Origin of the sequence: Methylobacterium sp. 2A (genome assembly GCF_009806555.1) — a bacterium.
Lineage (GTDB): Bacteria > Pseudomonadota > Alphaproteobacteria > Rhizobiales > Beijerinckiaceae > Methylobacterium.
Genome location: NZ_VUOK01000019.1, coordinates 105,127 through 131,817, shown reverse-complemented (window position 1 = coordinate 131,817; position 26,691 = coordinate 105,127). Strand labels below are relative to the sequence as shown.

28 protein-coding genes are annotated in these 26,691 nt (G+C 71.0%); 5 read left to right on the top strand and 23 right to left on the bottom strand.

All coding sequences use genetic code 11. From position 1 onward, the window contains the following. Window positions 1–343: 343 nt before the first annotated feature. From FVE89_RS10715 to FVE89_RS10700, 4 genes are all read left to right on the top strand, one after another. Complete coding sequence (locus tag FVE89_RS10715) at window positions 344–1,600, top strand: Zn-dependent hydrolase (RefSeq protein ID WP_160534019.1); 1,257 nt, start codon at window positions 344–346, stop codon at window positions 1,598–1,600. A gap of 26 nt (window positions 1,601–1,626) precedes the next feature. Then, window positions 1,627–2,400, top strand: coding sequence for a 5-oxoprolinase subunit PxpA (locus FVE89_RS10710; RefSeq protein ID WP_160534018.1), 774 nt, complete (start codon window positions 1,627–1,629; stop codon window positions 2,398–2,400). Window positions 2,401–3,156: 756 nt separating this feature from the next. After that, on the top strand, window positions 3,157–4,611 hold the full coding sequence (locus FVE89_RS10705; protein ID WP_160534017.1) for a tyrosine-type recombinase/integrase: 1,455 nt from the start codon (window positions 3,157–3,159) through the stop codon (window positions 4,609–4,611). Window positions 4,612–4,678: 67 nt separating this feature from the next. Next, window positions 4,679–5,224: a metallophosphoesterase gene (locus tag FVE89_RS10700; protein ID WP_160534016.1), complete on the top strand. Its 546-nt coding sequence runs from the start codon at window positions 4,679–4,681 to the stop codon at window positions 5,222–5,224. Between the two features lie 115 nt (window positions 5,225–5,339). On the opposite strand, the gene FVE89_RS10695 is transcribed toward FVE89_RS10700, so the two are convergent. The 10 genes from FVE89_RS10695 to FVE89_RS10650 form a co-directional block, all read right to left on the bottom strand. Further along, window positions 5,340–5,684, bottom strand: coding sequence for a hypothetical protein (locus tag FVE89_RS10695; RefSeq protein WP_160534015.1), 345 nt, complete (start codon window positions 5,682–5,684; stop codon window positions 5,340–5,342). A gap of 72 nt (window positions 5,685–5,756) precedes the next feature. After that, a complete protein-coding gene (locus tag FVE89_RS10690) occupies window positions 5,757–6,311 on the bottom strand; it encodes a hypothetical protein (RefSeq protein WP_210254051.1) in 555 nt (184 codons plus the stop codon). Between the two features lie 151 nt (window positions 6,312–6,462). Then, window positions 6,463–7,362, bottom strand: coding sequence for a hypothetical protein (locus tag FVE89_RS10685; protein ID WP_160534013.1), 900 nt, complete (start codon window positions 7,360–7,362; stop codon window positions 6,463–6,465). Window positions 7,363–7,416: 54 nt separating this feature from the next. Beyond that, window positions 7,417–7,848 (bottom strand): hypothetical protein, encoded by a 432-nt coding sequence (locus FVE89_RS10680; RefSeq protein WP_160534012.1) that lies wholly within the window; start codon window positions 7,846–7,848, stop codon window positions 7,417–7,419. Between the two features lie 195 nt (window positions 7,849–8,043). After that, complete coding sequence (locus FVE89_RS10675; RefSeq protein WP_160534011.1) at window positions 8,044–8,601, bottom strand: hypothetical protein; 558 nt, start codon at window positions 8,599–8,601, stop codon at window positions 8,044–8,046. Then, window positions 8,598–8,783: a hypothetical protein gene (locus FVE89_RS10670; RefSeq protein WP_210254050.1), complete on the bottom strand. Its 186-nt coding sequence runs from the start codon at window positions 8,781–8,783 to the stop codon at window positions 8,598–8,600. The genes FVE89_RS10675 and FVE89_RS10670 overlap by 4 nt, the downstream gene beginning before the upstream one ends. A gap of 62 nt (window positions 8,784–8,845) precedes the next feature. Further along, the gene (locus FVE89_RS10665; protein ID WP_160534009.1) at window positions 8,846–9,019 is read right to left on the bottom strand and encodes a hypothetical protein; all 174 of its coding nucleotides are present in this window, start codon (window positions 9,017–9,019) and stop codon (window positions 8,846–8,848) included. Further along, a complete protein-coding gene (locus FVE89_RS10660; protein ID WP_160534008.1) occupies window positions 9,016–9,423 on the bottom strand; it encodes a hypothetical protein in 408 nt (135 codons plus the stop codon). The genes FVE89_RS10665 and FVE89_RS10660 overlap by 4 nt, the downstream gene beginning before the upstream one ends. Further along, window positions 9,420–9,638, bottom strand: a complete 219-nt coding sequence (locus FVE89_RS10655) for a helix-turn-helix transcriptional regulator (RefSeq protein WP_160534007.1) — start codon at window positions 9,636–9,638, stop codon at window positions 9,420–9,422. The genes FVE89_RS10660 and FVE89_RS10655 overlap by 4 nt, the downstream gene beginning before the upstream one ends. Beyond that, on the bottom strand, window positions 9,638–9,958 hold the full coding sequence (locus FVE89_RS10650; RefSeq protein ID WP_160534006.1) for a hypothetical protein: 321 nt from the start codon (window positions 9,956–9,958) through the stop codon (window positions 9,638–9,640). The genes FVE89_RS10655 and FVE89_RS10650 overlap by 1 nt, the downstream gene beginning before the upstream one ends. Window positions 9,959–10,373: 415 nt before the next feature. Between FVE89_RS10650 and FVE89_RS10645 the strand changes: the two genes are divergently transcribed. Continuing rightward, window positions 10,374–11,126: a hypothetical protein gene (locus FVE89_RS10645; RefSeq protein WP_160534005.1), complete on the top strand. Its 753-nt coding sequence runs from the start codon at window positions 10,374–10,376 to the stop codon at window positions 11,124–11,126. A 58-nt stretch (window positions 11,127–11,184) separates the two neighbouring features. Here FVE89_RS10645 and FVE89_RS10640 read toward each other — a convergent pair whose 3' ends face one another. From FVE89_RS10640 to FVE89_RS10580, 13 genes are all read right to left on the bottom strand, one after another. Continuing rightward, entirely contained in the window at window positions 11,185–11,538 is a 354-nt protein-coding gene (locus FVE89_RS10640; RefSeq protein ID WP_160534004.1) for a hypothetical protein, read from the bottom strand. Between the two features lie 160 nt (window positions 11,539–11,698). Continuing rightward, window positions 11,699–12,076, bottom strand: coding sequence for a hypothetical protein (locus FVE89_RS10635; RefSeq protein ID WP_160534003.1), 378 nt, complete (start codon window positions 12,074–12,076; stop codon window positions 11,699–11,701). Window positions 12,077–12,316: 240 nt separating this feature from the next. Then, window positions 12,317–13,300: a carbohydrate-binding protein gene (locus tag FVE89_RS10630; RefSeq protein WP_160534002.1), complete on the bottom strand. Its 984-nt coding sequence runs from the start codon at window positions 13,298–13,300 to the stop codon at window positions 12,317–12,319. A 6-nt stretch (window positions 13,301–13,306) separates the two neighbouring features. Next, the gene (locus FVE89_RS10625; protein WP_160534001.1) at window positions 13,307–13,777 is read right to left on the bottom strand and encodes a hypothetical protein; all 471 of its coding nucleotides are present in this window, start codon (window positions 13,775–13,777) and stop codon (window positions 13,307–13,309) included. Continuing rightward, a complete protein-coding gene (locus FVE89_RS10620; RefSeq protein WP_160534000.1) occupies window positions 13,774–16,305 on the bottom strand; it encodes a hypothetical protein in 2,532 nt (843 codons plus the stop codon). The genes FVE89_RS10625 and FVE89_RS10620 overlap by 4 nt, the downstream gene beginning before the upstream one ends. Continuing rightward, complete coding sequence (locus tag FVE89_RS10615) at window positions 16,305–16,931, bottom strand: hypothetical protein (protein WP_160533999.1); 627 nt, start codon at window positions 16,929–16,931, stop codon at window positions 16,305–16,307. Before FVE89_RS10615 ends, FVE89_RS10620 begins: the two co-directional genes overlap by 1 nt. After that, window positions 16,931–22,732 carry a hypothetical protein gene (locus tag FVE89_RS10610; protein ID WP_160533998.1) on the bottom strand — a complete coding sequence of 1,934 codons (5,802 nt, stop codon included), beginning with the start codon at window positions 22,730–22,732 and terminating at the stop codon, window positions 16,931–16,933. Before FVE89_RS10610 ends, FVE89_RS10615 begins: the two co-directional genes overlap by 1 nt. 248 nt (window positions 22,733–22,980) lie before the next feature. Beyond that, window positions 22,981–23,619 carry a hypothetical protein gene (locus FVE89_RS10605; protein WP_160533997.1) on the bottom strand — a complete coding sequence of 213 codons (639 nt, stop codon included), beginning with the start codon at window positions 23,617–23,619 and terminating at the stop codon, window positions 22,981–22,983. 65 nt (window positions 23,620–23,684) lie between these two features. Beyond that, window positions 23,685–24,479, bottom strand: a complete 795-nt coding sequence (locus tag FVE89_RS10600) for a hypothetical protein (protein ID WP_160533996.1) — start codon at window positions 24,477–24,479, stop codon at window positions 23,685–23,687. A 3-nt stretch (window positions 24,480–24,482) separates the two neighbouring features. Beyond that, window positions 24,483–24,983: a hypothetical protein gene (locus FVE89_RS10595; protein ID WP_160533995.1), complete on the bottom strand. Its 501-nt coding sequence runs from the start codon at window positions 24,981–24,983 to the stop codon at window positions 24,483–24,485. A gap of 67 nt (window positions 24,984–25,050) precedes the next feature. Next, window positions 25,051–25,440 (bottom strand): hypothetical protein, encoded by a 390-nt coding sequence (locus FVE89_RS10590; RefSeq protein WP_160533994.1) that lies wholly within the window; start codon window positions 25,438–25,440, stop codon window positions 25,051–25,053. Continuing rightward, complete coding sequence (locus FVE89_RS10585; protein WP_160533993.1) at window positions 25,440–26,093, bottom strand: collagen-like protein; 654 nt, start codon at window positions 26,091–26,093, stop codon at window positions 25,440–25,442. Before FVE89_RS10585 ends, FVE89_RS10590 begins: the two co-directional genes overlap by 1 nt. Before the next feature lies 1 nt (window position 26,094). Next, window positions 26,095–26,691 (bottom strand): hypothetical protein, encoded by a 597-nt coding sequence (locus tag FVE89_RS10580; RefSeq protein ID WP_160533992.1) that lies wholly within the window; start codon window positions 26,689–26,691, stop codon window positions 26,095–26,097.

Below are 26,691 nucleotides of genomic sequence, written 5' to 3'. Positions count from 1 at the left end.
GGCTATGAAACTGAACGATTGCTGATCAGATATTTATCGGAAGAGATTTTATTTCGATTTCGGCGCTGGTTTACGTTGTCAGGATTGACGGGATGCCTTAGCAAAACCGGTATACCGCGGGCATTCAAGCGGTATTTTTGAGCATGGCTGCCTCCGACATGGTCATCGAGCCCTTGGATCCCGGTATTCCCTGCGCGCGCGCGCCGGGCGCGTGCCTCATTGTTCAGCCGATCGACCGGGGCGGGCCGCCGCGGGACGGCAGCGGCCGCGGTCGCGTGATCCGCACCGAACCGGATGGCGGGGATCGGCGTCGGGCGGAGGGCGCGCACACCGGGCAGTCGGCATGACCGGCCTCGCGATCGACCCGGATTTCTGCGCGCGCCTGTTCGCCGAGCTCCTGGCTTTCAGCCGGGACGCGCCGGGCGTGACGCGGGCGGCCTACGGCGCCGGCGAGGAGCGCGCCCACGCCCTGATGCGGGCCACCGGGCTGGCGCTCGGGCTCACCGCTGAGGCCGACGCGGCCGGCAACCTGTTCCTGACGATGGCGGGGCGCGACCCGGCGCTGGCGCCCTGGATGATCGGCTCGCACGTCGACACGGTGCCCCACGGCGGCAATTTCGACGGGGCGGCCGGGGTGATCGGCGGTCTCGCGGCCGTGGAGGCCCTGCGCCGGGCGGGTCTCGTGCCGGCGCGTCCCGTGACGGTGGCGGTGTTCCGGGCCGAGGAGAGCGTGTGGTTTCCCGCCTCCTATATCGGCAGCCGGGCCGCCTTCGGCCTGCTGCCGCCGGAAGTGCTCGACCTGCCCCGCGCCGATTCCGGCCGGAGCCTGCGCGACCACATGGCCGAGCTCGGCCTGCGGCCGGAGGCGGTGGCGCGAGGCGAGCGGCTGCTCGATCCGGCGCGGATCCACGGCTTCGTGGAGATGCATATCGAGCAGGGTCCGGCGCTGGAGGCGGACGGGATCCCAGTGGGCTTCGTCACCGCGATCAGCGGCAGCTTCCGCTACCGCAAGGCGGCCTGCTTCGGCCGCTACGGCCATTCCGGCGCCGTGGCGCGGGGCGCGCGCAGCGACGCCGTCTTCGCCCTCGCCGACCTGATCACCGGCCTGGACGCGCTCTGGGGCACGCTGGAGGCGGAGGGCTGCCCGGCCACGATCACGCTGGGCGAGGTCGCCACCGACCCCGTCCAGCACGCCTTCGCCAAGATCCCCGGCGAAGTCCGGTTCTGCCTCGACGTGCGCAGCACCGAGCCGGCCGTGCTGGACCGGGTCGAGGCGGCGCTCGCCGAGCGCGTCGCCGCCATCGAGGCCGCCCGCTTGGTGCGCTTCGTCCTCGGTGAGCGCACCGGCAGCACCCCGGCGCGGATGAGCCCCGCGCTGATCGAGGCCCTGTCGGGCCATGCGCGCCGGCTCGGGATGCCGTTCCGCACGATGGCGAGCGGGGCGGGGCACGACACCGCGACGCTGGCCGGCCAGGGCGTGCCGAGCACGATGATCTTCATCCGCAACCAGAACGGCAGCCACAACCCCGACGAGGCGATGCGGATCGCGGATCTCTGCGCGGCCGCGACCCTGGTGGCCCATCTGGTCGCCGAAGCCTGACCCCGCGCGAAGGAAAGGATGCACCGATGATCGTCGATCTGAACTGCGACATGGGCGAGGGCTTCGGCGTCTACCGCCTGGGCGACGACGCAGAGATGCTGACCGTGGCGACCTCGGCCAACATCGCCTGCGGCTTCCACGCCGGCGACCCGCTGGTGATGCACGAGACCCTGAGCCGCGCCGCCGCCAACGGCGTCCAGGCCGGTGCCCATCCGAGCTTCCTCGATCTCTGGGGCTTCGGGCGGCGGCCGATCCACGGCGAGCGCCCCGCCGACATCGAGAAGGCGGTCCTCTATCAAGTCGGCGCCCTCCTGGCGCTGGCGCAGGATGCCGGCTGCCCGGTGCGCCACGTGAAGACCCATGGGGCCATGGGCAACATGGCCAACGAGGATGCCGACCTCGCGCTCGCGGTGGCGCGGGCGATCCGCACCCTCGATCGCGACCTGATCTTCGTGGTGATGCCGGGCCTGGAGACCGAGCGGGCCGGCGAGAGGCTCGGGCTGCCGATCGCGCGCGAGATCTACGCCGATCGCGCCTACGCGGATGACGGCACCCTGGTCTCGCGCAAGCTCCCCGGCGCCGTGCTGCACGATCCCGACGCCGTCTCGGAGCGCGTGGCGCGGATGCTGGAGGACGGGGCGATCACCTGCCTGTCCGGGCGGCGCATCCCGACGCGGATCGACACGGTCTGCGTCCACGGGGACACGCCCGGCGCCGTCGCCATGGCCCGCAGGCTGCGCGCGGAGTGCGCCGCCAAGGGGATCGCCCTGCGCCCGATGGCCGAGGTGCTCGGTGTCTGAACCCGGCTAAAGCCTCTTCGATTGCGGCGACCGGGCTCTCACGGTGGAACTCGGCCGACGGGTCCCAACGACGTAGTTGGCTCTGCAACGGGCCTATCGTTACGGATGTTCGGAGGCCTGTCGGCGTCGAAGCGGAACGTCCTGCAACGGCGCGGGCTGCGCGCTCCTTCGCCGCAGGATAGGACCGCAGGTGGTTCGAAGCCGAACGCGTCCTGATTGCCGCCTGGCCCTACACGCGTCGGCTGTTCAAGCGTGCAATGGAGACGGCGCGGAATACGCCGGGACCGCACGACGACAAAGGAACCGAACGAAGGAACGCCTTCCTGCCCCAGGCGCCGGCATGGGGGAAAAGTTCACCCCCTAGATGGGGAAACCTGAGAGGAGAATCTGGGGCGTTATCTTGTAACCCATTGCCACCACCCATCTTTCTGGAACGAAAAATAAGTGGTGGAGCTGAGGGGAGTACAACCCTGGGCGCGGTTAACCGCTTGGGGACATTGCAAGCCGTTGGAATCGCGGCGAGTCCAGGGGTGTGGTATGGGTCGCGCCTGGGTCGCGGTTGCAGACAAGGTGGGTCTCGTGTCGGACAAGGATGAGGACAAGGGCGCAGGCGGGGAAGGATCCGTCAAGCCGTCCTCGCCCCCTGTCCCGAGGACGCTGCCGAGCCAGCGGCCGACGCAGCGCGCGGCGCCGGCCCCCGCGGCGGTGCGGACCCGAGCCCCCCGCCGCGCCAGGGATCCGGATGCGCCTGCGCGCATGCCCACGGACAGCTACCTGGAATGGCACGGCGGATCCTACCGGGTCAGCGTCAACGTTCCGATCAGGATCCGCGACGAGATCGGTGCGCCGAAGCTGCGCAAGGATCTCGGGACCGACTCGCTCAGGGTCGCGAACATGCTCAAGGAGCGCTACGTCTCGGAGTTCAAGGGGCGGATCCAGGCCGCGCTCGACGCCAAGGGCCTCGGGCGCAAGAAGCAGATGATCGAGGCCATGGAATTGGCGGCGCTCCTTGCCGAGCTGCGCGAGCGCAAGGCGCCCAAGGCCGAGATCGACGAGGTCGAGCAGGAGATCCTCCAGCGATCCCACGAGATGCGCTGGGAGGCGGCCCCTTGGGTCGTGCAGCGCGAGATCCCCAGCGAGGAGTTCCCGGACGGCCAGGCGCATTTCCAGGTCCCAACGGAGGAGCAGAGCGACCGGGCCCGCCAATGGGCGGCCGTGGCGCTCGGCGACGCCACGCCGATCGACTGGTGGCACCGCGACTACCTCGCCGGGACCGACGTCCAGATCCGGACGAAGGCGGACGACGTCCGCTCGCTGCGGCTCCTCCTGGAGTGGCTGCAATCGAAGGGGGTGCCGGGGTACGTCGAGCGGGTCACCGCGCAGCGCGCCCGGCTGTTCGCCGACGACCTTCCGGGCATGACCGGCCTCGCCCCGGCGACGAACAACAAGTACCTCAGCCGCCTGTCGAGCTACTGGAACTGGATGGTGCCCCGGGTCCACGGCCTGCAGCACAACCCCTGGCTCGGCGTGACCGTCGCGAAGCGCAAGACGAAGGCCGACGAGGAGGAGCGTCCCTTCACCGACGCCGAGGTCGCCCGGCTCCTGATGGGGCCGGCCACGCCGCACATGCGCGACCTGATGATGCTCGGGGCCCTGACCGGGGCCCGCCTCGACGCCATCGTCGACCTCAAGGTCCGGGACACCGACGACGGCCTGATCACCTTCAAGCCGCAGAAGAAGGAGACGAGCGAGCGCACGATCCCGGCGCACCCGCTGCTGGAGGACGTGATCGCCCGCCGGTGCGAGGGGAAGGGCCCCGACGACGACCTGTTCCCGGAGTGGCCGCCGGTGCGGAAGGTCGGCTCGATGCGCGAGCGCTCGTTCAAGGCCTCCAACCACTTCACCGACTACCGCCGCGAGGCTGGGGTCGACCACGTCCTGCCGGGCAAGCGGCGCAGCCTCGTCAACTTCCACTCGTTCCGCCGATGGTTCATCTCGCGGCTGGAGCAGGCCGACGTCCCCGGCGACCTGATCGCCGCCATCGTCGGCCACAAGCGGTCGGGCCTGACGCTCGGCCGGTACAGCTCGGGCCCCCTCCTACGGCAGGCCGCCGAGGCGATCGCTCGGGTCAAGCTGCCGCCCCTGGACGGCTCGCCGATCGTGGAACCGCGGGGCCTGCGTGCCCGCCCGAAACCCGGGGGCGACGCATGACGACACGAATCCCGATCCTGCAGGAGGCCTGAGCGCGGCGCGCCGGCCTCCGAAAACGGAGGCCACCATGGCCGTATGGTTTACAGCCGATTCACACTTCGGGCACGGTGGCATCATCGCCATGTGCGAGCGGCCGTTCCGCAACGTCCTCGACATGGACGAGGCCCTGATCGCCAACTGGAACGCGCGGGTGCGTCCCGGCGACATGGTCTGGCACCTCGGCGACTTCGCCATGGGGCACGACGCCGAGACCTGTCGGGAGATCTTCGGGCGGCTCAACGGCACGAAGTTCCTGATCAAGGGCAACCACGACGATGAGAAGGTCACCAGCCTGCCCTGGGCCCGGCCGCCGGAGAAGCTCGTCGAGATCTCACAGGACGCGACCCGGCTGGTCCTCTGCCACTACCCGATGCGCGCCTGGCGCGGGAGCATGGGCAAGACCGTCCACCTCCACGGCCACACGCACCGCCTGATCCCTGACACGACCCTGTCCTGCGACGTCGGCGTGGACTCGTGGGGATACGCCCCGGTCCGCGTCGCCGACGTCAAGGCCAGGCTCGCGAAGGTGACGCTGGACGTCGAGGAGCGGCGGGAGCTCAAGCGCAAGGGGTGACGACGGCGTGCGCGCGTGCGCACCTCTGCGCACGCGCTTTCAAGGAAATCTTTTCGATGGCCCGAAGGCACGTCGGTTTTATTTGAAACCGTGTGCGCAGGGCGTGCGCACGCCGTCAGCCGAGCGGGGTTGACCCGAGCTCGTCGAGGATCTGCCTCTCGTAGCGCCCCGCCTTCTCGGCCTCCTCCTTGGCCCAGGCGGCGAGTTCACCGGCGACCTTGGACAGCGCCAGCGTCGCCCAAGCCGGGAGCGGCTTCACACCCTTCGCCCACTGGTTCACGCGGGGGCGCGGGACCTCGCGCCCGGAAGCCTTCGACAGGGCCTCGGCCATCGGCGTCTGCCAGGACGGCCCCCAACGCGTGGAGCCGATCGTCACGAGCCAATGCCGGCGCAGCTCGCGGGCCTCGGGGGACAGGCGCTCCCGCGTCTCGGGGGCGTCCAGGGTTTCCGTATCGTCCATGGCATCCTCCACGCGGGTCCGCCGGAGCATAGGCCCCGGCGGTTACGAAATGTAGCACCTATCCGGGCCCGATCAGTCGTCGGTGCCCAAGACCTCAAGCACCTGCTCCCGGATCCGCCGCAGCTCGGCACGAACTTCCCGCCTGCCGGATCCCTGGCCGCGTTCGAAGCCATGCCTCCAGGATTCGACGGCGATCATGACCTCGCGCCGAGTGGCGTGGGCCGGAAGAACGGTCAGCCACTTCTTGAGATCGACGGAGGCGCCTTCCTCGTAGACGTGGATCAGGGCGACGCGACCGTTGCCTCCCTCTTCCGGATAGACTTCTGCCCACAGCTTGAAGCCGGGGACCTCACCGACCGCATCGAGGGCGGCGCGCCTGACCGCATGCTCCTGGGTCCGATCCAGCCGGGCGAGGCGCTGGAACGCCAAGCCGAAGGGGTCGTCGACCCCCCGGTTGTCGTACGCATCGAGGAATAGCTGGGCGAGGTGCTGCGCAGCCTGCTCGGGCGTTCCCGACTCCCCGTCCTCCCCATCCCAGCCAGCCGGGAGCGGGGGCAGGTCGGGAAGGATCGTGCGGAGCGCGTCCGCGATGACGTTGTGATGGGCGTAGCGGACGTCGAGGTCCATGAGGGCCTGGACGGCGGCCTCGGTCTTGTCACGGGGCGGTGTGCGCACGGGGTGTCTCCTTGGTTGAAGGTCCTCTGACGAGGGCGGCCCTCGGCGAGCGGCCCCCGTGGGGCGGCCGGCGGAGGGCCGGGGCGCGGGGCCCCGGCTCGGCTCAGAGTGCGAGGTCGGCCAGGGCGGCATCGTCCTCGGGGGAGGCCTCGCGCGGCGGGGGCGCCTCGGGCCTCGGTGGCTTGGCGGACAGGGCGGCCTTCAGCGTCCGGTGGATCGTGACCTTGCGGCCGTAGCAGGAGAGCCAGAGGTCCTCGACGACGGCCGAGTAGCCGCGCCCCGGGCGCGCCAGCCGGGCCTCGAACACGGCCCTCCCGCCGTCCTCCAGGAACGGGATGGCATCGAGGAGCAGGTGCGAGCCGCAGACCGTGCCGTCGCCGTCGCCGATGCGCTTGCGCACCGCGAGCCACCGCTTCGAGACGAAGATCGAGTGGTGGTCCCGCTGCGAAGGCCAGTTGTCGTTCTTCCCCCACACCTTCTGCGTCTCGGTGCGGTAGGCGCCGCGGCCGTCGCCGGCATCCAGCATGTCGGCATTGATCTGCCAGCGGGTGCCACCCGAGCCGCCGTGGCGCATGACCCGCTTGGCCGCCTCGATCACCGCGCCGTTCCTCAGGTCGTCCAACCGGAGCCGGATCGGCCGCGCGATGTCCCGGGCAAACGCCTGCCGGTCCCGCATCGCGGAGATCGTCTCGTTGGCCTGCGGCTGGCGGCGCATGTGGCCGAACCATTCCCAGGCCGAGAGAAGGTTCTCGCCACGCTTGCCCTTGACCCTGCGGGCGCGCCACGAGTCGTTCGCAGCCTCGAACGCCACGGGGACGTCGCGCTTCGCGACGATCCGCTCGGCGATACCATCCTGCAGGGCGTCGCGCTCGCGGGAGACGAGGTCGTGGGCCGCCGTGACGCTGGAGGCGTTCGCCTTACGGATGGCGATGGCGATGCGGCGTTGCGCCGGCGTGAGCACGGCCAGGATTCCGATACGGGAGCGGAGGGGTTTCTGGGACATGGCGACCTCTGGGATGGGAGGGGGAGGCCGGGGCCCGGCGGCCCCGGCAGGCGCTCAGAAGTCGAAGCCGCGGCTGTCGCTGGCGTAGTCGTGGTCCCAGGTGTCGCCGATGGCGTCGTGGCGGGCGGCCATGAGGCCGTCGATCTCGCCCTCGCGCTCCTCGTCGATGCGGGCGTCGATCTCGGCCGCGGACAGGATCATCTCGCAGACGTCCGGGGCGCTGTAGGCGACGAGGTCGCGGCGGAGGATCGGCTCGCCGTAGCAGTTGCGCCCGAAGGCGTGCTCGGCGCCCCAGGCCACGATCCCGCCGTCGGCGAGCGGGGCGATGAAGTCGTCGTCGAGGGCGTCGGCCCAATTGGGGGCGGCCGTGTGGTCGGCGGTGGCGTTCAGCATCGCCACGGCCGTATCGATCTGCGTAGCGCGGAGGTTGGAGAAGAGGTCGCGGACGGCGTCGACGCTCGCGAGGTTTTTGTAGGAGTGGGTCACCGGCTTGCTCCTGCTCGGCGGGCCAACCCCGCCATGGGTTACTTTATAGTACCCTTAATTGGCCGTGGCAAGGGTAGGGTATCGAAAAAGTAACCCTCCTGGCGGAGTCCTCCGGGCGGGTGGACGGCGATCGCCGCCGCGAGGCCGAGGACCGCCACGGCCCAGGCGACGGGCCCGGCCACGATCGCCGCGACGTCACGCATCGCGCACCTTCCGGCCGATGATGCGCAGCGTGTTAACGCTGAGGCCGTGCTGATACTCGACATCGAGCGGTCCCTCGGGGACGTACCCGCACCGCTTCAGCAGGGACTCCAGGTCCGACGGCTCGCCCGGCCACAGCAGCTCAGACATCTCGCGCATGTCGATCGTGGGGTTCTTGATCGGGGGGAGGCCGAAGCGGCCGACCGCGGCGCTGACGAGGTCGACGACCTTGTCCGCGTCGTAGGCGACGAGGAACGGCAACTCGCCGTCCCTGCGGTGCATCCCCCACGGTCCGTCCAGAAAATCCCACAGGCGCTGAGCCTGCCTCTTCGTCAGCCCCTTGCTCGACTGATCGGGGAAGCGGTACTTCGACCCTACGTGGATCTCGTCCAGAGCGAACCAGAGATCCCCGCACCAGACCTCGTACAGACGGTCGCCATTCCTACCAGGGACCCCAGCCTGAGCCCTCGTATGTGCCGAGACCAGGGCGAACGACTGGTCGAACACCATCTCCAGAAGTTCGTGCGTCAGTTGCCACTTCCAATCGATCATTGTTGCGGATCCTTCAGCGTGACGTCGTGGGCGGGGTCGATCGCGCCGCCGATCGAGGCGGCGGCGGTGAGGGCGAGGGTGACCAGGGCGACGCCGGTGGCCCAGATCGATCCGACGATGAGGGCGCTACCGAGGGCCGGCCCGTAGCCGGCGGCGATCAGAGCGATCGTGGATGCGGCCACGCCCGAGCAGCCGGCCCGGCCGGGGGATCCCGCGGCCGCGTTGAGGAGGGATCGGAGCGCTTTCACGACCGGGGCCCACTGGGGGCCGCGAGACAGTCGTGGATCGTGAGGGCGACTAAGCCGTAGATCGCCCCGGCGAACAGCCCGTTGATCGAGGAGATCCAGCCCCAGTGCACGTCCGCCAGCGCGAGGATTCCGGCGGTCGATAGGGCGATGAGGTGGCGGTCGCTGTTCATGGCTTGCTCCTGGGCTGCTGGGTGGGAAGGGGGCGGGGAGGCGGCAGCCCGGGACGGGCGGGCGCGGGGGGTGGCTGAGGAGGGGCGGCGAACGCCTCGACGGCACTGGCGAGCTGCGCGCGGCCCTCTGGCTCGCCCCGGGCCAAGCCGCTCTGCTTGGGGGCGATCATGCCGATCCCGCGCATGCCGTCGGGCAGGGCGTCCAGGCGCGCGACGGCCTCCTCCAGGGCGGCGACGGCGATCGACTGGCTCCATTTCACCGCCTCAGCGGTGCGGGCCAGATAGGCCAGAAGCTGGTCGTCCCCGCCCTCGGAGGCGTGGGCTTTGAGCCTGGCGTAGGGGGCCGCGAAGGCCGCTCGCCGCTCCTCGGCCGTCGCCGCCATCAGTTCTTCGACGCGCGTCACGAGGACCTCCCGGCGGACTCGTAGGACGGGGGGAGCTGGCGCAGGCCGAGCTCGGCAAGAACGGACGGCCCGGGCGGACGGCGCCCGGAAAGCTGGTCGCTGAGGTAAGTCGCCCGGATGTTGACGCGCTTGGCGAAGGCGGCGGGGCCGCCGGCCGCGACGCACGCGGCCTTGAGGCGAACGACGACGTCGTCGCGGGACAGGGTGCGCGCCATCACCGACCTCCCCGCAGGGCGGCGCGGCCGACGGGGTCGGTCGGCAGGCCGAGGCGCCGGGCGGCGCGGGAAAGAGCATCCGGGTGACATCCCCAGGCCCGGGCGAGGCGCGCGACGGAAACACCGTCCATGGCCAGGGCCACGCGGAGGACGGGCTCGGGCGGGATCCGCCCCTGCGTGCGGGACCGGGACAGATCCAGCGCGACGCAGCGGGCGCGGACTGCGGCCGGGTCGTCGCCGTGGGCGCGGGCTATCGCCGCGTATGTCGCGCCGGCGGCGAGCGCCTCGCGGAGCGTGGTTTCTGGGATGCGGCAGCGCACGGGGGTGTCTCCGGGTCTTAACGCGGTCTGCAACGTGGGTCGCGTTGAAGCTCAACCTGCGCGCCCGGCTTGGATTCGGCAAGCGGCCGAACACCGATTCGCGCGATTGCAGGCCAGAACCGGCCGTGTGCGGTTGTTACAAGTAGCTGACAAACACCCGAAATCGCTGGGTCTCGCGCCATCCAACCCTATACGGATCAGGCACTTGGATCGGGGGGTGATGGCCAAAATCCGGGGGTAGCCGGATCGCTAACCACGATCCCGACAAGTTGTCGCACCGCCTCCATCCACAGGGGGATTCAGCAGGCTGACGAGTCTTTGCCCGTCTGGGATGAGTTGTGACATGCATCGGCGAGGGCTTTGATGTGGGCACGAGGGCCGGCGCAGCGCCGGCTCCACTACCCGGGAGCCCTCCGTGTCCATCTGGAAAAACCTCGGCCGGACCATCGCCCGCGCCCTGCGCGCCGCCGCCCGCGCCCTTCGTCGCCTCGCCCGCCGGGGGAAGGACTCAGCCGCAGCTGCCGCCGAGACGGCCGCCGAGGTCGCTGAGGGTGCATACGAGACGGGGCTGGAAGTCGCCCACGATGCCCTGGATCTCGCCGAGCACGTCGCGGCGGTGCCGGGCGCCGTCCTCGGGGGGCTGCTCGGGGCCCGACCGGAGCAGCCGGGCGACGTCGCCGACGCGGCGCTCGCTGCCGACGCAGGCCCAGTGAAGGCGGCGGCCCCCGCCCCGGTGCAGGCCATCAAGCGCCGGGGCCATGTCGTCGAGCGGGTGTTGGACTACGTCGCGGGACGGATTTCCCGTGAGGAGGCCCGGTTCCCCGCCAGCGTCGGCCTGTGGCTCGACGACATGGGCGAGGACGACCGTGAGGGCCTGCTGCGCTTCCCCGCCGGCGATCTGGATCGGCACATGACCGGCACGGATCCGATCGTCGGGATCCCGCTCCTCCCCACGGACGCCGAGGTCAGGGCGCGCTTCCAGCGGGACGGGACGCCCGTCGCGGTGGCGTTGCGGGAGCTCGAAATCGACGCGGTTTTGGAGCGGCTCGCGCTGCAGGGCGGTAAGGACGGCAAGCTGGCCGAAGGCGCCCTGGCCCGGTCACTCGCACGGCTGCCCCGCATCCCCGCCGACGCGTTCGTCCACGAAGCGCCCGCGATGCGCATGTAGCCGTCGCGCGAGGCTCAGGAATCCGGCAGGCCCCGGGGGCAATCCCCCGGGGCTTTTTTCATGCCTGGAGGCGGCGGGCCCGCGCGATCGCCGCGGCTTCGAGGACCGCGGCCTCGGCCCGGGCGGCCCGGTCGGCGGTGGCGCGCAGGGCCTCCCAGAGATCGTTGCGCTCGGCCTGGAGCGCCACGTTCTCGGCGGCAAGCTGCTCGGCGACGCTGATCGCCTGGCCCTCGGTGCGGCGGGCGTCCTGGAGACGCACGGCGAGCTCGCGGACGGACTCGACGCCGGCGCGGCGACGGTCCTCGCGGCGGTCGGCGGCGGCGTCCATGCCGGCCTTGAGGGCCATGAGCATCGAGAGGCCGCGGCTGGCGTTGAGGCCTGCGTGGAGGCCGAGGTCGGTCGTTACGGACATGGGGGATCCCCGAGAAGGCGTTACCCCCATTGATTCGGAGCGCCGGAATCCCGTCAAGCGATCCCTGTGGACGCCGTTAACAGACCCCTGGCCGCCACCCCTGTTCGGATGGCCATCCCCGACCGCTCCCCCCGTTACTCCTAGTGCCGGTAACGCGCCTCTAAATTCCCCGGGATTTTCCGGGGCGCCCGGCCCCTCGCGGGCGGAGGAGCCGATCGCCGAGGGCTTCCATGAGGGCGTCCCTGTTCAAGCGCGCGCCCTGTCGCTCGCCGCGCTCCAGGATCCGGACGTGCGCGACTTTCACGATCGCCGCCGGTAGGAGGGCGGTCGTGAGGGAGCGCTCCCCGACGGAGAGCAGCTCGGCCAGCGCGCCCACGAGCGCCCGGTCCAGGGTCTCGCGATCGACCGTACCGGCCGCCCGTTCCCTACCGCGCTGCGCGGCCTTGGCGTTCCGGTTCGTCTCCAGCCTCCTTGCGGCGCGGGCGGCCCCCGTCATGCCGGGGCTGCGGGGATAGGGCTCGTCGGCGGACAGGCGCATGGCGGTCTCCTCGGGTGACGCGTCATTCTCTCACCGCCCCAAGCAAGCCACCAGGCTGACGCGTCAGCGGAAATGCTGACGCGTCAGCCGACGTCGGCACGACGTGCGCACCTCTGCGCACCTCTGCGCACACGTTTTCAAGAAAATCTATCGACCGTCGTCCGGCGTCTCAAATCCATTTTGAAAACGTGTGCGCAGAGGTGCGCACGTGCGCACGCGAGGTGCGTACGGCGGCACGCGCTACGCAAGGGAGCCGACGATGCCGATGTCGGGCCCCGCCGCGTTGGGATCCGCGGCCGTCCCGGAACTCCCGGAGGGCGGCGTGGCGATCGAGAGCAAGTCCCCCTTCGCGAAGATCACCGGCGTCGCGTTGAACAGCCCGATCGACCCCAGCTTCGACCCGGCCGCCCAGAAGGCGATCCCGATCTGGGTCGAGTTCTGGAAGACCTGCAAGGTCGTGTCGTTCTTGGGCGCGATGTCGAGGTTGGCGTAGCCACTGAAGCTCTGCAGGAACCGCGTGGCCCTGGCGAACCGCCGCCGGAACAGTATCGCGCCGGGCGGGACGTTGGCGAGGACGATCCCCGAGTAGAAATTCACCTCGACGGTCTGGGGCGGCACGCTGACCATGAACCAATACGGCGTGCCCGCATAACCGGGGACAGAGCTGGGCCCCGTTGCGTTCGGCTTCGTGCCGGCAGGCATCGCGACGTTCAGCCGGTAGAGCTGCGGCCCGGCGTACGTGTAGGCGGGGTCGGTCCACAGCACGCCGTCGCCGACGTTGTACTGGACCGTGTCGTCGTAGGCCCCCTGGTACGTATAGAAGTCCTTCCCCGCCTGTCCCTGGAGGGCGATCGTGAGCCACTTGCCGGCGGTCTGGTCCGTCGGGAAGTCGGCCCCGGCGACATGGGCGATCATCGCCAGGTACGAACCACCGTTGTAGGAGACGAGGTCGTTGGCCCGGTAGGCGGTGCCTGCCACCCACGCCCCGCGCGGCGTGAAAGGCGCCGACGGCAGCGCGTATGGGCCGTACGTCGTCCCGTCCGTCAGCGTCACCAGCAAGGTGTTCTCGACCGGGTCGAACGTGACCTGCGCGATGCCGGTGGCGGTGAGGCCCTGCTGCTCGATCGTCGTGACGCGCGAGTCCAGGTTCTGGATGTTGCCGTCGGCCTCCGGAGCCGTCAGCGGGGCGCCCTTGTTGGCGAGGAGCGTGATGGGAGGCAGCACGGCGGGTTATCCTGAATATCCGGGGGGGAGGTCGGCGACGAACTGGATGTTGGGATCCGCGTTCGCGCCGGCGGTCGGGATGAGCAGCTTGCCGGTGCGGGAATCGACCGGGGTCGAGTTGTATTGGGGCTGACCGTCAGGGTTCGTGGCCGTGGCGAACCACTTCCAGCCGATCTGCTCCTGGGAGACCAACACGAGGAGCTGCGCCCCCTCGTGGTACGGCGGGGCCGGATTCCCGGGGGAGTTGTCCGGGTTCTGGACCCCAGGCTGATCGATGGAGGGGCTGTAGTCGTAGTTGACGAGCTGGCCGCTCGGGGCGTTGTTCCCGTCGAACTGGCTGATCGACGAGGCCGGGCCGTCGCGGTTGAGGCCTGCGCCGGGCCGGGATTCGAACTGGGGCTTGGCCCGCCCGGCCTGCTGGATCGCAGCAGCCAGCTCCATCGGCCCCCCGCCCAAGGGGGAGTCCTGGCTGCTCATGGTTCACCTCCGTTGACGAGATCGATGCCGCGTGGGCTCCACGTCAGCTGCGCGTGGAGCGTGTATTGACGCTGCAGCACGCCCTGGGAGCGCAGCGGCCGCAGGGGCGCGTCGAGGGTCGTCGGGTAGGCGTTCGCGACCTGCTGGGGGTTCTGGTTGTTCGCGATCAGCCGAGAGACCTGCGCAAGCTGGTCGGACGCCGAGTTGTGCCTCGTGACGCTCAGGACGATGTAGTTCGGGTCCGAGAGCCGGAAGGCATCGATCGGGTCGGCCGCGTTCGAGGCGGACAGGACATACTCGATGTCGCCGTTGAGCGTCCCGGTGTAGCTGTAGCCGGGGAGCACGCCGGCGACGTACGAGGGGGCGTTCTGGGGCGTGTACGACTCGTCGACGTAGCCGCCCTGGACGTAGGTCTCGGGCTTCTCCTGGAGGACGTCGTGGCGCCCGGTCCCGACGCAGACCGAGATCGTCACGTCGACCTGCGCGCCGCTGTCGCCGCTGACGAACCGGCGCAGCTCCTCGACCTTCCCTACGACCGGGATCAGGCGCTGGCCGTCGCGCACCAGCATGCGCACCGAATCCTGCAGGGTGATGCCGCGCGCCACGTCCCAGGGGAAGGACTTGCGGTACCGCAGGCCGGCCATGCGCTTGAGGGCGGCGGCCCGCATCCGCATCAGGACGGCCTCGATCGTCCCCTTGCCGCGTGGGCTGTCGAAATAGGACGGCCGGCGCGGGTCCCCCATCGGCGTCGACACGCCCAGGTTGATCCAATACTTGGGCGCGAAGGTCGTCTTGGGTACTCCGTTACGGACGACCGTGGTCGGATGGTAGAGCTCGATCACGTTGTTCGCGATGCACTCCCAGACCTCCCCGCGCACGAGCACCCGATCGCCCATGTTGTAGGCGATGCCATCCTGGTAGGGCGGGATCCCGGAGAGCTGGTTCGGGTCGGAGATCTGGATCGGGCCGAGGTCGAGCGTCTGCGCGTTGAGCGCGAACTGCTGCGTGTCGAGGTCGAGGACGAGGTCGCAGGTCTCGCGGCGCGACTGGCTCCAATTGTACGAGACGAGCCAGCTATAGTATTGATGGTAATTGACGATGCAGTGGCCGTATTCGTAGACGTCCTTCGTATACGGCGCGCCCTGAGCCCACTGAGACTGATAGTTTCCGAGCGTCGGCGGCTCCCCGATCACGCCGGACGGCCGCGGGGTGATCAGGTAGTGCAGCGTGTCGAGGCGGTACGTCAGCCTGAAGATACGCCCGGTCCACAGCCGGGGCGAGGGCGCCGTGGTGACCAGGACCTTGGGGGACGACACCGTCCAGCCCATGCTGAGGTCGCCGCCGGTCTGGGACGCGGGGATGCCGCCGTAGAACGACGAGAGCGACGAGAACTTGCCGCCCGCGTCCCCGGCCAGGCTCACGACGTTCGCGATGTCGGTGGTGCCCACGGCCGACTGCGTGAAGTCCACGACGAGCTTCGCCTTGACGTGCTGGACGACCTCCTCGACCGCCGTCTTCTGCTCGCTGTCCCCGTCCCCGAGGTCCTGGTTGTTCGGCGCCAGGTCGACGACCCGCCGGCCGGTGACGAAGTCGTCGACCACGGCGACATGGGTCACCGGATCGATGTACCAAGTCGCGCTCCGGCCATCGAGGACCGAGATCGAGAGGTCGCTCTGGGGGCCCGGGATCAGGGGATCATAGTACGGCAGGCCGCCCTGGGTCGTGTCGCCCGACGTCGCCGGCGCGATGCCGGCGGTGACGAGATTCGACCCTGCGAGGTTGATGATCAGGTCGATGTTGCCCTCGGGGCCGGGGATCCCGCCCTGGAGCGCGCCGGCCGCGACCGGTACCGCGTGCGTCGGGTCCTTGTCCCCGGACACGCCGACGAGGACCGAGTGCTGGCTGTAGAGGGCCGCCCGGATCGCCGGCGTGTCCTTGACCGTCGCCCGCAGCAGGGCGTTGGGGACGCTGACGACGTCGTAGTTGATCAGGGAGCTGAACGGCGTGCGGTTCAGGTCGTCCTGGAAGAACGTGATGACGGGGATGGCGGACGCGGCCACCACCGACCACTGCGTCGAGGGGGCCGTCGAGAACGCCAGCGCGATCGTGCCCTGGCCCGGGTCCGGGATCGTCGGCACGACGTAGCTCTGGATGCCGGCGCCGGCGACCATCTGGTTCGCCTGGAGGCGCAGGGCGTCCTTCCACGACGCGGGGGCGCATTCGAGGAGCAGGCGCACCGTGTCGCCCCCGAAATCGTCGGGCATCCGCTTGATCCGGGCCCGGGCGAGGATCAGCGTCTCCGGGTCCGCGAGCAGCCCGGTGGGGGCGTCGACGACCGCGACGTAGCCGGTCCCCGCGAGCAGCACGAGGCCGGGGTTCTTGATCTCCAGCTCCAGGAGGACGACCCCGCCGCCTAGCGCGCCGCGCTTGAACGTCTGGACCATTTCCAGGACGAGCGCGTCGTCGACGAGCATGTCCTGCGTCAGGGGCGTCTGCAGGGCGGGGAGGTGGACGATGAAGAGGGGCATCAGCTCTGCGCTCCGACGATGGCGGTGCCCGGGGTCGACTCCTCCACCTCCATCGACCATGCGGCCGTCCCCTCGATCTCCTTGCCGGATTCGCGGAAGCGGTTCAGCACCACCATGAAGGCAGGCAGGAACTGCACGGACAGGGCGTCGGGGCAGGCCTGGGCGAGCGTTAGGACGCGGCCGTTGAGCGTGGTCGGGATCGACACCGGCGCGACGCCGGCGGGCGGCGTCGCGATCACGGAGGCCGGCGCCTCGTTGAGGTCGTCGGCCCGGAACAGGCGGAGGACGCACCCGGGGACGACGTCGCGCGGCAGGGTGACCTGGGTCTGCCCCGGCGCGATCGCCTGGGACATGTGCTTCGTCGAGTACCACCCGAAGGCGCCGGTCCGAGGCAGGGACAGGAGGTTCGGCGACCACCGCACGGCGGGCCCCGAGGCCGAGACCGAGATCCGGAAGTACGTGTCGAACAGGCCGCGGAACTGGACGGCCGTGCCGTTCACGGTGCGCCGCGTCTTGGTCTCGTCCGACTCGCGGCTCTCCTCGATGCCGATCGAGGATCCGACCGTCAGGAGGAACGGGGCGCCGGGGGTGGCGAGGCGGGTCTGCCAGGAGAAGGGCACGTACATCACACGCTCCAGGCGGGGGCGCCGACGCTGCTCGTGAGCGCGTCCTTGAGGGAGGCGACGTCGCTCCGGCCGGCCCGGGCCTTGAGCTCGCGGCCGTCGGTCATCTTGATGATGAAGGCGGCATCGGGCTCGTCGTTGGCGGACCGGCGGCCCGGGGCGGCCGCCGGCGCGGGGGCCGCGACCGGGGCAGGGGCCGCGATGCGACGGTCCAGTTCGAGGATCCTGGACTGGAGCCCGATGATCTTCTGCTCGTACCAGCGGGCTACGCTGCCGTCCTTGTCCGGGGTGGCCAGCGGATCGGTCCGCCGCATGTCGTATGTCGACCGGTAGTAGGCGAGGGTGTTGGCGTCCTGCTGCCTCTCGGCGAGGAGCTTCCGCTGCTCGGGCGTCATCGCCCCGAGGCTCTGGACGTACGTGTCGCCCTGGGGCGCGACCGGGGCCGGGGCCTGGGCCTCGTTGCGGAGCTGGGTGCCGCGGGCTTCGAGCGACTCGCGCAGACCCGAGAGGTCCTGGCCGAGCGGGCCGAGGACCTCCTTGAGCTGGCCGATGTCGCGCTCGACCTCGCCGTCGGCTGCCGAGTAGGATTCACGATCGGAGCGGTCCGTGGCCTCGTCGCCGGTCGAGGTGATGCCTTCCGCGGACACCCGGTCGGCCAGGTCGCCGCGGCCCTGCGCGCGGAGCTGCTCCTTCACGGCCTCCAGGCGCTTGGCGTTGTAGTCGGCGCCGCCCGAGAACAGGCCGTAGATCCCGCCGATCACGGCGCCTGCGGCGGTCCCCTCCGGGCCGATGAAGGATCCGATCATGGCGCCGGTGGCGGCGCCCTGCATCGCGCCGCCGGCCATGGCCCAGCCGCGGCCGGTCCCGTTCTCGGGGTCGGCGTTCGAGGCGATCTTGTCGCCGAGCCACTCGCCGCCGATCATCAGCGCGCCGGCGCCGAGGCCGAGCAGGGCCTGGAGCGCGCGGGAGCGGCCGATGAGGTTGGCGACGCCGCTCAGCTTGCCCGACAGGGCGGCCCACTTGCCGGCCGAGGCGGCCGCGGCACCGCCGGCCGCCGTCGCCGCGGTGCCGGCGAGGCGCACCGACTTCTCGGCCTTGCCGGCCATCCCGGACATGCGGCCGAACCACTTGGCCGACAGGGACCCGGCCAGCATCATGGCCTTCAGGCCGCCGATGACCACGCGGGTCACCCCGAACAGCGTCAGGAATCCGAGCGTCAGGCTGACCGTCGCGAGGTCGAGCTTGCCGAAGGACAGCCGCTGGATCGAGCGGTCCAGGAACCCGTAGAAGCCCTTGAACGTCTCCCACGCCTCCTTGGCCTTCGCGGAGATGTCCTCGATCGAGACGGCCAGATCCTTCATCCAGCCGAAGTTGAAGTCCTGCTCCTTGTTGGACGTGCCGTCGAAGATCTTGGTGAAGTCCTGCCAGAGCAGGCTCGCCTCGTTCTTGTAGTAGTTGACCGTGGCGATGAGGTTCTGGAACTTGGCGCCGATCGCCGTGGTCGGATCCATCCCGCTCCACACGCCCTGCAGATCGGCCACCCCGGCGCGGACGTCGCGGACGAAGTCGCGCACCGCCTGCGCGGCCGAGAACAGCCACGGGAACCGGGCGCTCTGCTGCATGACGCCGTTGCCGGTGACCGCCTGCCAGGCCTCGCTCGCGAAGTCCTTCACGTACTGGAACGTCGCCAGGACGCCCGAGCGGATCCGCAGCAGGATCGGGAATTCCTGGACCTTGGCGGTGTCGCCGCGGACGGCGGCCCACACTTCCATGGCGAAGCGGCCGAGCGTCTCCAGGCCGGCCCGGATCGTCAGGAGCCAGGGGTAGCGGACGACGCCCTGGTCCTCGCCCCGGATCGTGCGCCAGACCTCGCGGAAGAACAGGGCCGCCTTGAAGCCGGCCGCCACGAGGTCGATGATCCACTGCCTCGCCGGGATCATCACCTGGGCGGTCGAGTGCATCTGCTGGTGGATGCCCTTCACCGCGGCGACGGTCTCGACGGCGTAGGTCTTCACCGCCACGACGCCGATCGCCAGCGCCCGGACCCAGCCGCGGGCCTGCGTCGAGAGCTGGTCCGAGGTGCTCTGCTGCTGGTTGATGACCTGGACGGTCCGGACGAACTCGCTCGTCAGGCCCGCCATCTCGATGGCGAAGCGCCGGGCGTAATAGGCCCCGTCGAGCACCAGGCGCGCGACGCTCGCCGCCTTGGTGTCGGCGGTAATGAACTGGCTGAGGCGGTTGCCGGTGATCACGACCTCGGCCAGCGCCTGCGCCAGGATGAAGCCGTAGCGGGCGGCCGCCGCGATCGTGCCGCGGGAGGCGGCGATCAGGTTCGAGAGGCGGTAGTACCCGCTGATCACGTCCGGGCCGACGGCGCGCGCGACCGCGAGCTTCAAGCCCTTCCAGGCGTCCTCCAGGTCGTAGACGGCCGCCCGGTAGGCGCGCATCTGGGCGACGTCGCCGGGCCCGATCAGGGAGCCGAGCTGGCGCTGCCGCTCGGTGGCCGCGTTCAGGGCTCCGGCGCCGCGCGCCATCTGGGCGAGGAGCGGCAGCATCCGCTCCGCGTCCTCGGGGGACCCGAACAGCTCCGTCAGGATCTGGCCCTGCTCCGCGTAGGACAGCTCCTGGATCCGGGACATGAGGTCCTGGATGACCGAGCCGGTGTCGCGGAGGCGGCCGTTCATGTCGCGCGTCGCGATGCCGAAGCGGTTCAGGGCCGCGAGCAGCGTCGGGTTGTCCCCGAGGCTTGCCATCGCCTTGTGCGCGTTCGTCAGCGCCCCCTGGAACTCGGCCATGTCGAGGCCGGCGCGCCGGGCGGCGGCCGAGATCTGCTGGAAGCCGAACCCGCTGGACCCGGTCGCCATGGCGCCGTCGACGACGCCCTTCGTGGCCTCGGCCGAATCCGCGACCGCCTTGCGCGCCGCGGCCGCGCCGGCGGCGACGCCCGCGCCCCCGATGAGGACCGCGCGCACGATGACGGTGCGGCCGATCGAGGCGACCTTCTTCGCCACGTCGAACGCGCCCTGGCCGAGCCTGGCCAGGACCGACAGGGCGGTGGATCCGAGCCACAGGACGATGCGCCCGGCGGCCGTGACCGCCGCGACGCCGACGTTGAGGACGGCCCGGGCCGCGCCCGCGGCCCCGCTGGCCACCGCCCGCAGGATACCGAGGGCGCCCCCGAGGACGGTGCCGGCGAGGCTGCCGACCGCGCCCACGGCGCTCGACACGACGCCACCGGCGCGGCGCGCCCGGCCGGCCCCGTCGCCGAACTTCGGCAGAGCGGACTGGACGCGGGAGAGGCGGCGCATGGCGTCCTCCCAGGCGCGCGCGGAGCGGCGGGCCGCCGCCTCCTGCGCCCGGGCCGCGTCCGAGGCCGAGCGCTGCTGCGCCCGGTCGACCTCGGCCCACAGGGCCTTCATGCGCCGGGCCTCGCCGCCGATCCGATCGGCGGTCCGCTGCGCGAGCTGGACCTTCTCGGACTCGGCGGCCGTCACGCGCGCGAGCTCCTCCGGATCCCCGGCGGCCGCGGCGATCGCGACCTTGGCCTCGGCGGCCGCCTTCACCACGCGGGCGACGGCGCGCTCGTAGGAATCCGCCCATGCCTTCGCCAGGCCCTCGGTCTGGCGGGCGTTGCCCTTCGCCAGGACCACGTCGCGCTCGAACCGACGCGCCCCGGCGAGGTCGCCCTGCACCTTGCGGGCGGACGCCCCGAGCTTGTCGATCGACGCGGCGACGCGCTCGGCCTCGCCCTGCTGCGCCTTGGCCAGCCGATCGGCCTCGGCCTGCACGGCCTTGAGGCGGCGCTCGACCTCGACGAGGGCGGCGGCGAACCGGTTCGCGGCCCGCTCCTTCACCATGAGGGCGGCCTCGATGCCCTTCGCGGACCGGGCCTCCTGCTCCGCGACCTCGGCCTCGCGGTCGGTGCCGCGGGCCCCGGCGACCTTGGCCTGCGAGATCCGCAGACGGTCCGCGACCTTGGCGGCGTAGGCGGCGTGGTCCTCGGCCGACGACTTCGCCTTGGCCCGGAGCGCGTCCGGATCCACCATGCCGGCGGCGATCGTCTCGTCGAGCTCGCGCTTGCCCTTCGCCTTGTCGGCGGCGGCCTTGGCCGTGGCGGCGACGCGCGCGACCGCGGCGGCCCCCTCGGCGGCGGCCTTGGCGCGGGCCCGGGCAGCCTCCTTGGCGGCCTCGGCTTGCTGGGCGGCCGCTTCCTTCGCGGCGATCGTCTCCTGCGCCAGGATCCGGCGGACCTCGTCGAGGGCCCGGGCCGATGCGGCGACGCGCGCCTCCTCGACCTCGCGGAACAGGCGCATGCGCTCGGCGGCGTCGCGCTGCGCGTCCTCTTCGGCCCGCTTGGACGCGACCCCGCCCTTGAACTGGTTGCGCTTCAGGCTGGCGGCGGTGCCGACCCAGCCGTTGAGCTGCTCCTGGAGGTCGGCGCGCTCCGCCTCCTTCTCCGGGCCCTCCCGGCGGCCCTTGTTCGCCTTCTCCCAGTCGGCGAGCTGCTTGCGCAGCGCGTCGGCCTTGGCCCGGGCGTTGCGCAGGACCCCCTCGTCGGACGCCTTCTTCAGGACGCCCGCGTCGCGGCGATCGGCGGCCTGGGTGTCGACCTGGGCCTGCTCGCGCCGAATCCGGTCGGCGGCCTCGCGCTTGGTCCGCTCGTGGCGCTCCTCGGCGGCGCGCACCGCGGCGGCGGTGTCGCCCCCGGCGCCCTGGCGGTCCGTGGCGGCCTGCGCGGCGACCTCGGCCTTGGCCCGCTCGCGGGCGGCGTCGGCATCGGCCTGGGCCGACGCGGAGGCAGCCTCGCGCCGGGCCTTCGCCTCAGCGGCGGCGGCCTGCTGGACGGCGCGGGTCCGCGCGGCGGCCGCGGCCTCGGCGGCGGCCGTGTCCTTGTCCAGGAGGTCCTGCGCGAACTCCAGGGCCTGGCGGGCGGCTGCGATCTCCTCGGCGCGGCTCTTGCGGACGATCGTGACCTTATCGGCCTCGGCGGCGCGAACGGCCTGGATCTCGGCGTCGATCTGCGCCTTTCGCGCCTCGTCCCGCGGGGTGCGGCCGGCGTCGACCGCCTCGGCACGTGAGAGCCTTAGCTGGGCCGCAGGCAGCTTGGGATCGGGGGTCGCGTTGACCTTGGTCAGACGCTCGACCTCGCGCCGACCGTCGGCCACGCGCTTCATGCGCTCCCGGAGCAGGCGCTGGTACTCCGCCTCCTGGGCATCCTCGCCGGCATGCTCGAACTGGGCGTAGGCGCGCTTCTCCAGGTCCTTCGGGGTCTCGGCCTCCGTGGCCTGCAGCCTCTGCTTGGCCTCGGACTCCTTTGCGAGGTTCTGATCCCGCCGCGCCTGCAGCTCGGCGGCGCGCTGCCGCGCCCGGTCCAGGAGCGCGCGGCGCGCCTCGGCCCGCGTGTCGATCCGCTCGCGTTCGCGCGCAAGATCCGCCTCGCGCTTGGACGCGTCTCCCCCATTCTGGGTCCGGAGGGTCTCGCGGCGCTTGGCGACGTCCGCCTCGACCCGAAGCTCGTCCTCGGCGAGGCGCACGAGCTCGTCGTGACGCTGCCGGGCGACCCGGACGGCGTCCTGGGCCATCGCCACGGCCTGCTCGCGCGAGGCGGCGGCGGCGCGGGCCGCGGCGGCTTGGGCGGTGGCGGTGTCGCGGGCGGCCGCGGCCGCGGCGGCGGCCTGGCGCGCGGAGGCGGCGGCGACCGAGTCCAGCCCGGTGGCCGCGGCCTTGGCCCCGTCGACGACGTCCCGAACGCCGGCCACCGAGAAGGTGGTGCGCAGGTCGGCAATTTCGCGCCGCATCGCCACGGGGTGGGGGCTCCTACTCGGTTAGGGGGTGATCTCCAGGAAGGCCTGGAAGGCCTCCTGGGGGACCTCGGGGCTGGCCGCCCGCGCCCCGTTGATGTTGAAGACCCGCTCCTGGCGCCGGTCCTCCCGGAGCAGCTCCAGGTCGAAGAAGACCTGGGCCGGGGTGAGCGTCCAAGGATCCGGGTGTCCCAGGATCCTGAGCAGGCGGATCGCCCGGATCAGGGCGACCAGCCAGTTCGACTGGAGCTCTAGGCCGCGGTCTCGGTCGGCTGGTCGGCCGGAGCCTCCGGAGCCGCCGGCCTGCCCATCAGCAGGGCGTTCACGTCCCCGGAAAAACCGAAAGGGTCGGCGCCCCGCGTCTTCTGGTTCGCGAGGTCGGCGAGGTCCTGGAAGCGCGGATGGCGGAGGATGTTGCGCTCGAACGCCTCGTCACCGGGGCGCCCCATGCACACCGCGATCAGGGCCGCCTTCTCCTCAAGGGCGCCCTCGGCGATGTTCTCCCGCACGCCGTCGAGGATGGCGCGGGAGATCACGTCGAGGTCGGCGTCCGGGTCCTCGGCGACGGGGGCCGTGGAGGCCTCCACGACGGCGGGCGCGGCGCGGGTACCGAAGGGGACGTCGACCGTCTCCGCGGCGGCCTTGGCCTTCGCTTCGGCGTCGGCTGCGGCCTGGCGGACACCCTGGCGCACGCCGTCGATGTAGAGCTCTGCGACCGCAGGAATCCGACGGACCACGAACTTCACGTATTCAGCCGCCGAGGCGCCGTAGACCTTCACCATCTTGGCGGGACGGTCTCCGAGGGCCGGGGCCCACTCGAACTCGGTGTAATCGCCCTCGTCCAGGAACTGGAACAGGTCGTCGGCTTCGGCCTTCGTCAGCTTCGTCATGGTCTCGGTTTCCCCTCCGGAGACGCGTCATGGGAGGGGGCGCCCGGGGGCGCCCCCGGGTTGGCTCAGTTCGGGACGTAGCCCGGCATCTCGACGACCTGGCCACGCTCCAGGCCGATCGGCTGGGTCGTGTCGAACTCGACCAGGGCGTCCAGCTCCACCTTCGACGGCTCCTTGCCGTTGTCGATGAGGTTCTGGCTGGAGTTCATGCGGATCGAGATGGTCGGGTAGTCGTGGTCGTACGGGGCGCCCAGGAGGTTGTTCTCCCGGATGACCGCGCGGCCGCGGATCTCGCGCAGCTGCAGCATGCGCAGCACGGCCAGGCCGTTGGCGGTGGTGATCGCCGGGCAGGTGAATGCCACCTGGTCGGAGGCGCTACGATCGCCGATGACCTCGACGCGTCCGCCCTGCGAGTCGTAGTTGTACTTCGTCTTGTCGGGGCTGGTGAAAGTAACGCCGTAGACGCGATTGCCGTTGTGGTCCCGGCACTCGTAGATGTCGTAGTCCTTCGCCGTGGCAGGAATGTTGACCTCGCCATCCGGGACCGCGACCTGCTGGAAGTTCTCGCCGGCGGGAGCCATGTGCGACAGGCCCTGGACGAGCGGGAGGAACGACATGCAGGTGATCTTGAGCTCCTCGTTGAGGGTGATGGTCACCCTCTTGAGGATCGGCTTCTCGGGGATCTCGTTCGAGTAGATGTCCAGCGTCTCGGTCTTGACGGTCCGGACCACCTCGACGTTGCCGAGGTTGCGCAGCGGATGCGGCAGGCCGTTGGCGTCGAGGCCGGCGAGCTGGAACAGAAACTGGCCGGAGAGGACCTTTTGGGTCGTCGCCGGTGCGGAACGGTAAATGGCGGGCACGGGTCAGCTCCTGGTGGGCGCGCCGTCGAGCTGACGGAGCGTGAGGGCGTAGCGGATGAAGAGGTTGCCGACCTGGCCGCGGCCGCCCGGCTTGAAGGCGACCTGGTCGTCGACGAATTCCCAGTTGACCGGCAGGAAGCCGAGCGCGGGCGCCTCGCGGTCGAGGACGTCGTTGCGCTTCAGGGCCCCCTCGATCTTCAGGGCGAGGTCGTCGATGAGGTCGGGGCAGGACGGCTCGTCGCTGTCGACGTCCAGGTCGGAGGCGAGCCCGTCGATGGCGAGCTGCACGGTGACGACGTACGTGCGGAAGACGTCCGAGGCCTGCTGGTCGACGAGGTCACCGCCGGAGTTGGCGACGGCCACGTTGAGCAGGCCGGTCTCGCCGGCGTCCGCGAACCCGGCGGCGCGGTCGGCGTAGAAGCCGAGGCCCTCGGGCGCGTCCGGACCGACCACCTGTTCGAGGCGGTCCCGGACGGCGTGGCGGATGAGGCGGCGATCGTGCAAGGGAGCTCACTCCAACGGAGCGAGGATCCCGAGCGCGGCGTGTAAAAGATACGAGCGAAACGCAGGCCTACGGGGCGACGGTCCGGGCCCCCTTCCGCGCGGCGGTGGGCAGCTTCTCGCCCGGCGCCAGGCAGATGCAGTCGACCACGCCGACCCGGTAGGCCATCGGATTCCCGACGATCAGCTCGACGCCGTCGACCCGGACCTTGTCGCCGCGCCGGGGCTCCCGCGGCAGGTCGGCCAGGGAGTAGCTGACGACCACGCGGGAGACGTAGTCCTCGCGGTCCCCGACGTCGATCGACACGGTCTGGTCCCGGCAGATCGCCCGCAGGTCCCGACCGTCCGGGGTCCTGTCGATCCAGACGCCGTCCATGAGGATCGGGACCGCGGACCGGTCCGCGAGGGGCGACCGGGTCTGGGTCTTCGCCAGGAAGCGGAACGGGGCGGGGATCGGCATCAGGGGTACGGCTCGAAGGCGAGGATGGACAGGGTCACGCCGGCCGGGGCCGCGGTGAAGGCCCCGAGGACACCGGTCGACAGGAGCGCCCGCAGGACGGCCCCCGTCGTACCGGTGGCGGTGTCGAGCTTGGTGATCCGGTAGACGTAGCCATCCGTGACGGCGGGATCGACTTTGACGATCGGGACGACCCCGGTGGCGAAGGGCTTGCTCCACGTCAGGGAGAAGGCCCCCTTGGAGTCGGTCGTGGTGAACCCGGCGAAGTGGAGTGTGCTGGGACCCGGGACGCCCTGGATGCCCTGGCCACCGTCCTTGCCGTTGGTACCGGAAGAGCCATCCTTGCCCGGCGCGCCATCCTTGCCATTGGCACCGGGCTGGCCGTCCTTCCCCGGGGGGCCGACGAGGGAGATCGCAGTGGCCGCCGAGGCTACGGTGACGGTCCCCGAACTGGTGACCGAGACGTCGTCGAATCCGGGAAAGGGCTGCCTGTCCGCCGGAAGGTCCGACTGCTCCTTGCAGGCGGTCTGGGTAGTCCAGAACCGGTATCCCGTCGCGGCCGCGATCGCGGCCCGCATCAGCTGCTGCCGCGACGGGTTCACCGTCTGGACCTTGCCCGGCTTCGCGATCGCCTCGATGAGGTAGGCCGTCGGCATGTCACCCCCCGGTGCTGCCGGCCGGCGCGGACGCCGCCAGGATGGCGTCGACCTGCGCCTTGGTGGTGATCGTGCCCGCGACGATCCCGGCGACGGCCTGCTTCTGGGCGTTGAACAGGGCCTGGAACGCGGCCGAGCACGCCTTCGCAAAGGTCATGATCGAGGGGGCGTCGAGGCTGATGAACTGCCCCGTCGGGAGCAGCCAGGATTCGATCGTGTACTGGTCCCCGTTGGTGAGCGTCGTCTCGAATGCCGCGTCGCCGAGCGAGGATCGGGTCGTGGCATCGATCGGCACGGGATAGGTGCCCGACGCGATCGTGACCTGCAGGATGCGCCCGAACTGCCCGGGCCCCGGCCCCTCGGAGAGGGCCTTCCGGGCCGCGTTCGCGTAGCCGGCGAGCGTCTGCGGCGCGTTGAGCCAGGTCAGGCCAGTCGCGGGCAGCGGATCGTTCGCCCCGAGAATGCCGGCGTACGAGTAGACCCGCAGGCCGGCGTAGGCACCGGTCTCCAGGCTCGCGAGGACCAGGGCCAGGACCTGCTGCCCGTCCTCGTGCAGGGCGAAGATGCCGGTGCCTGACGCGTTCGCGACGACGATCAT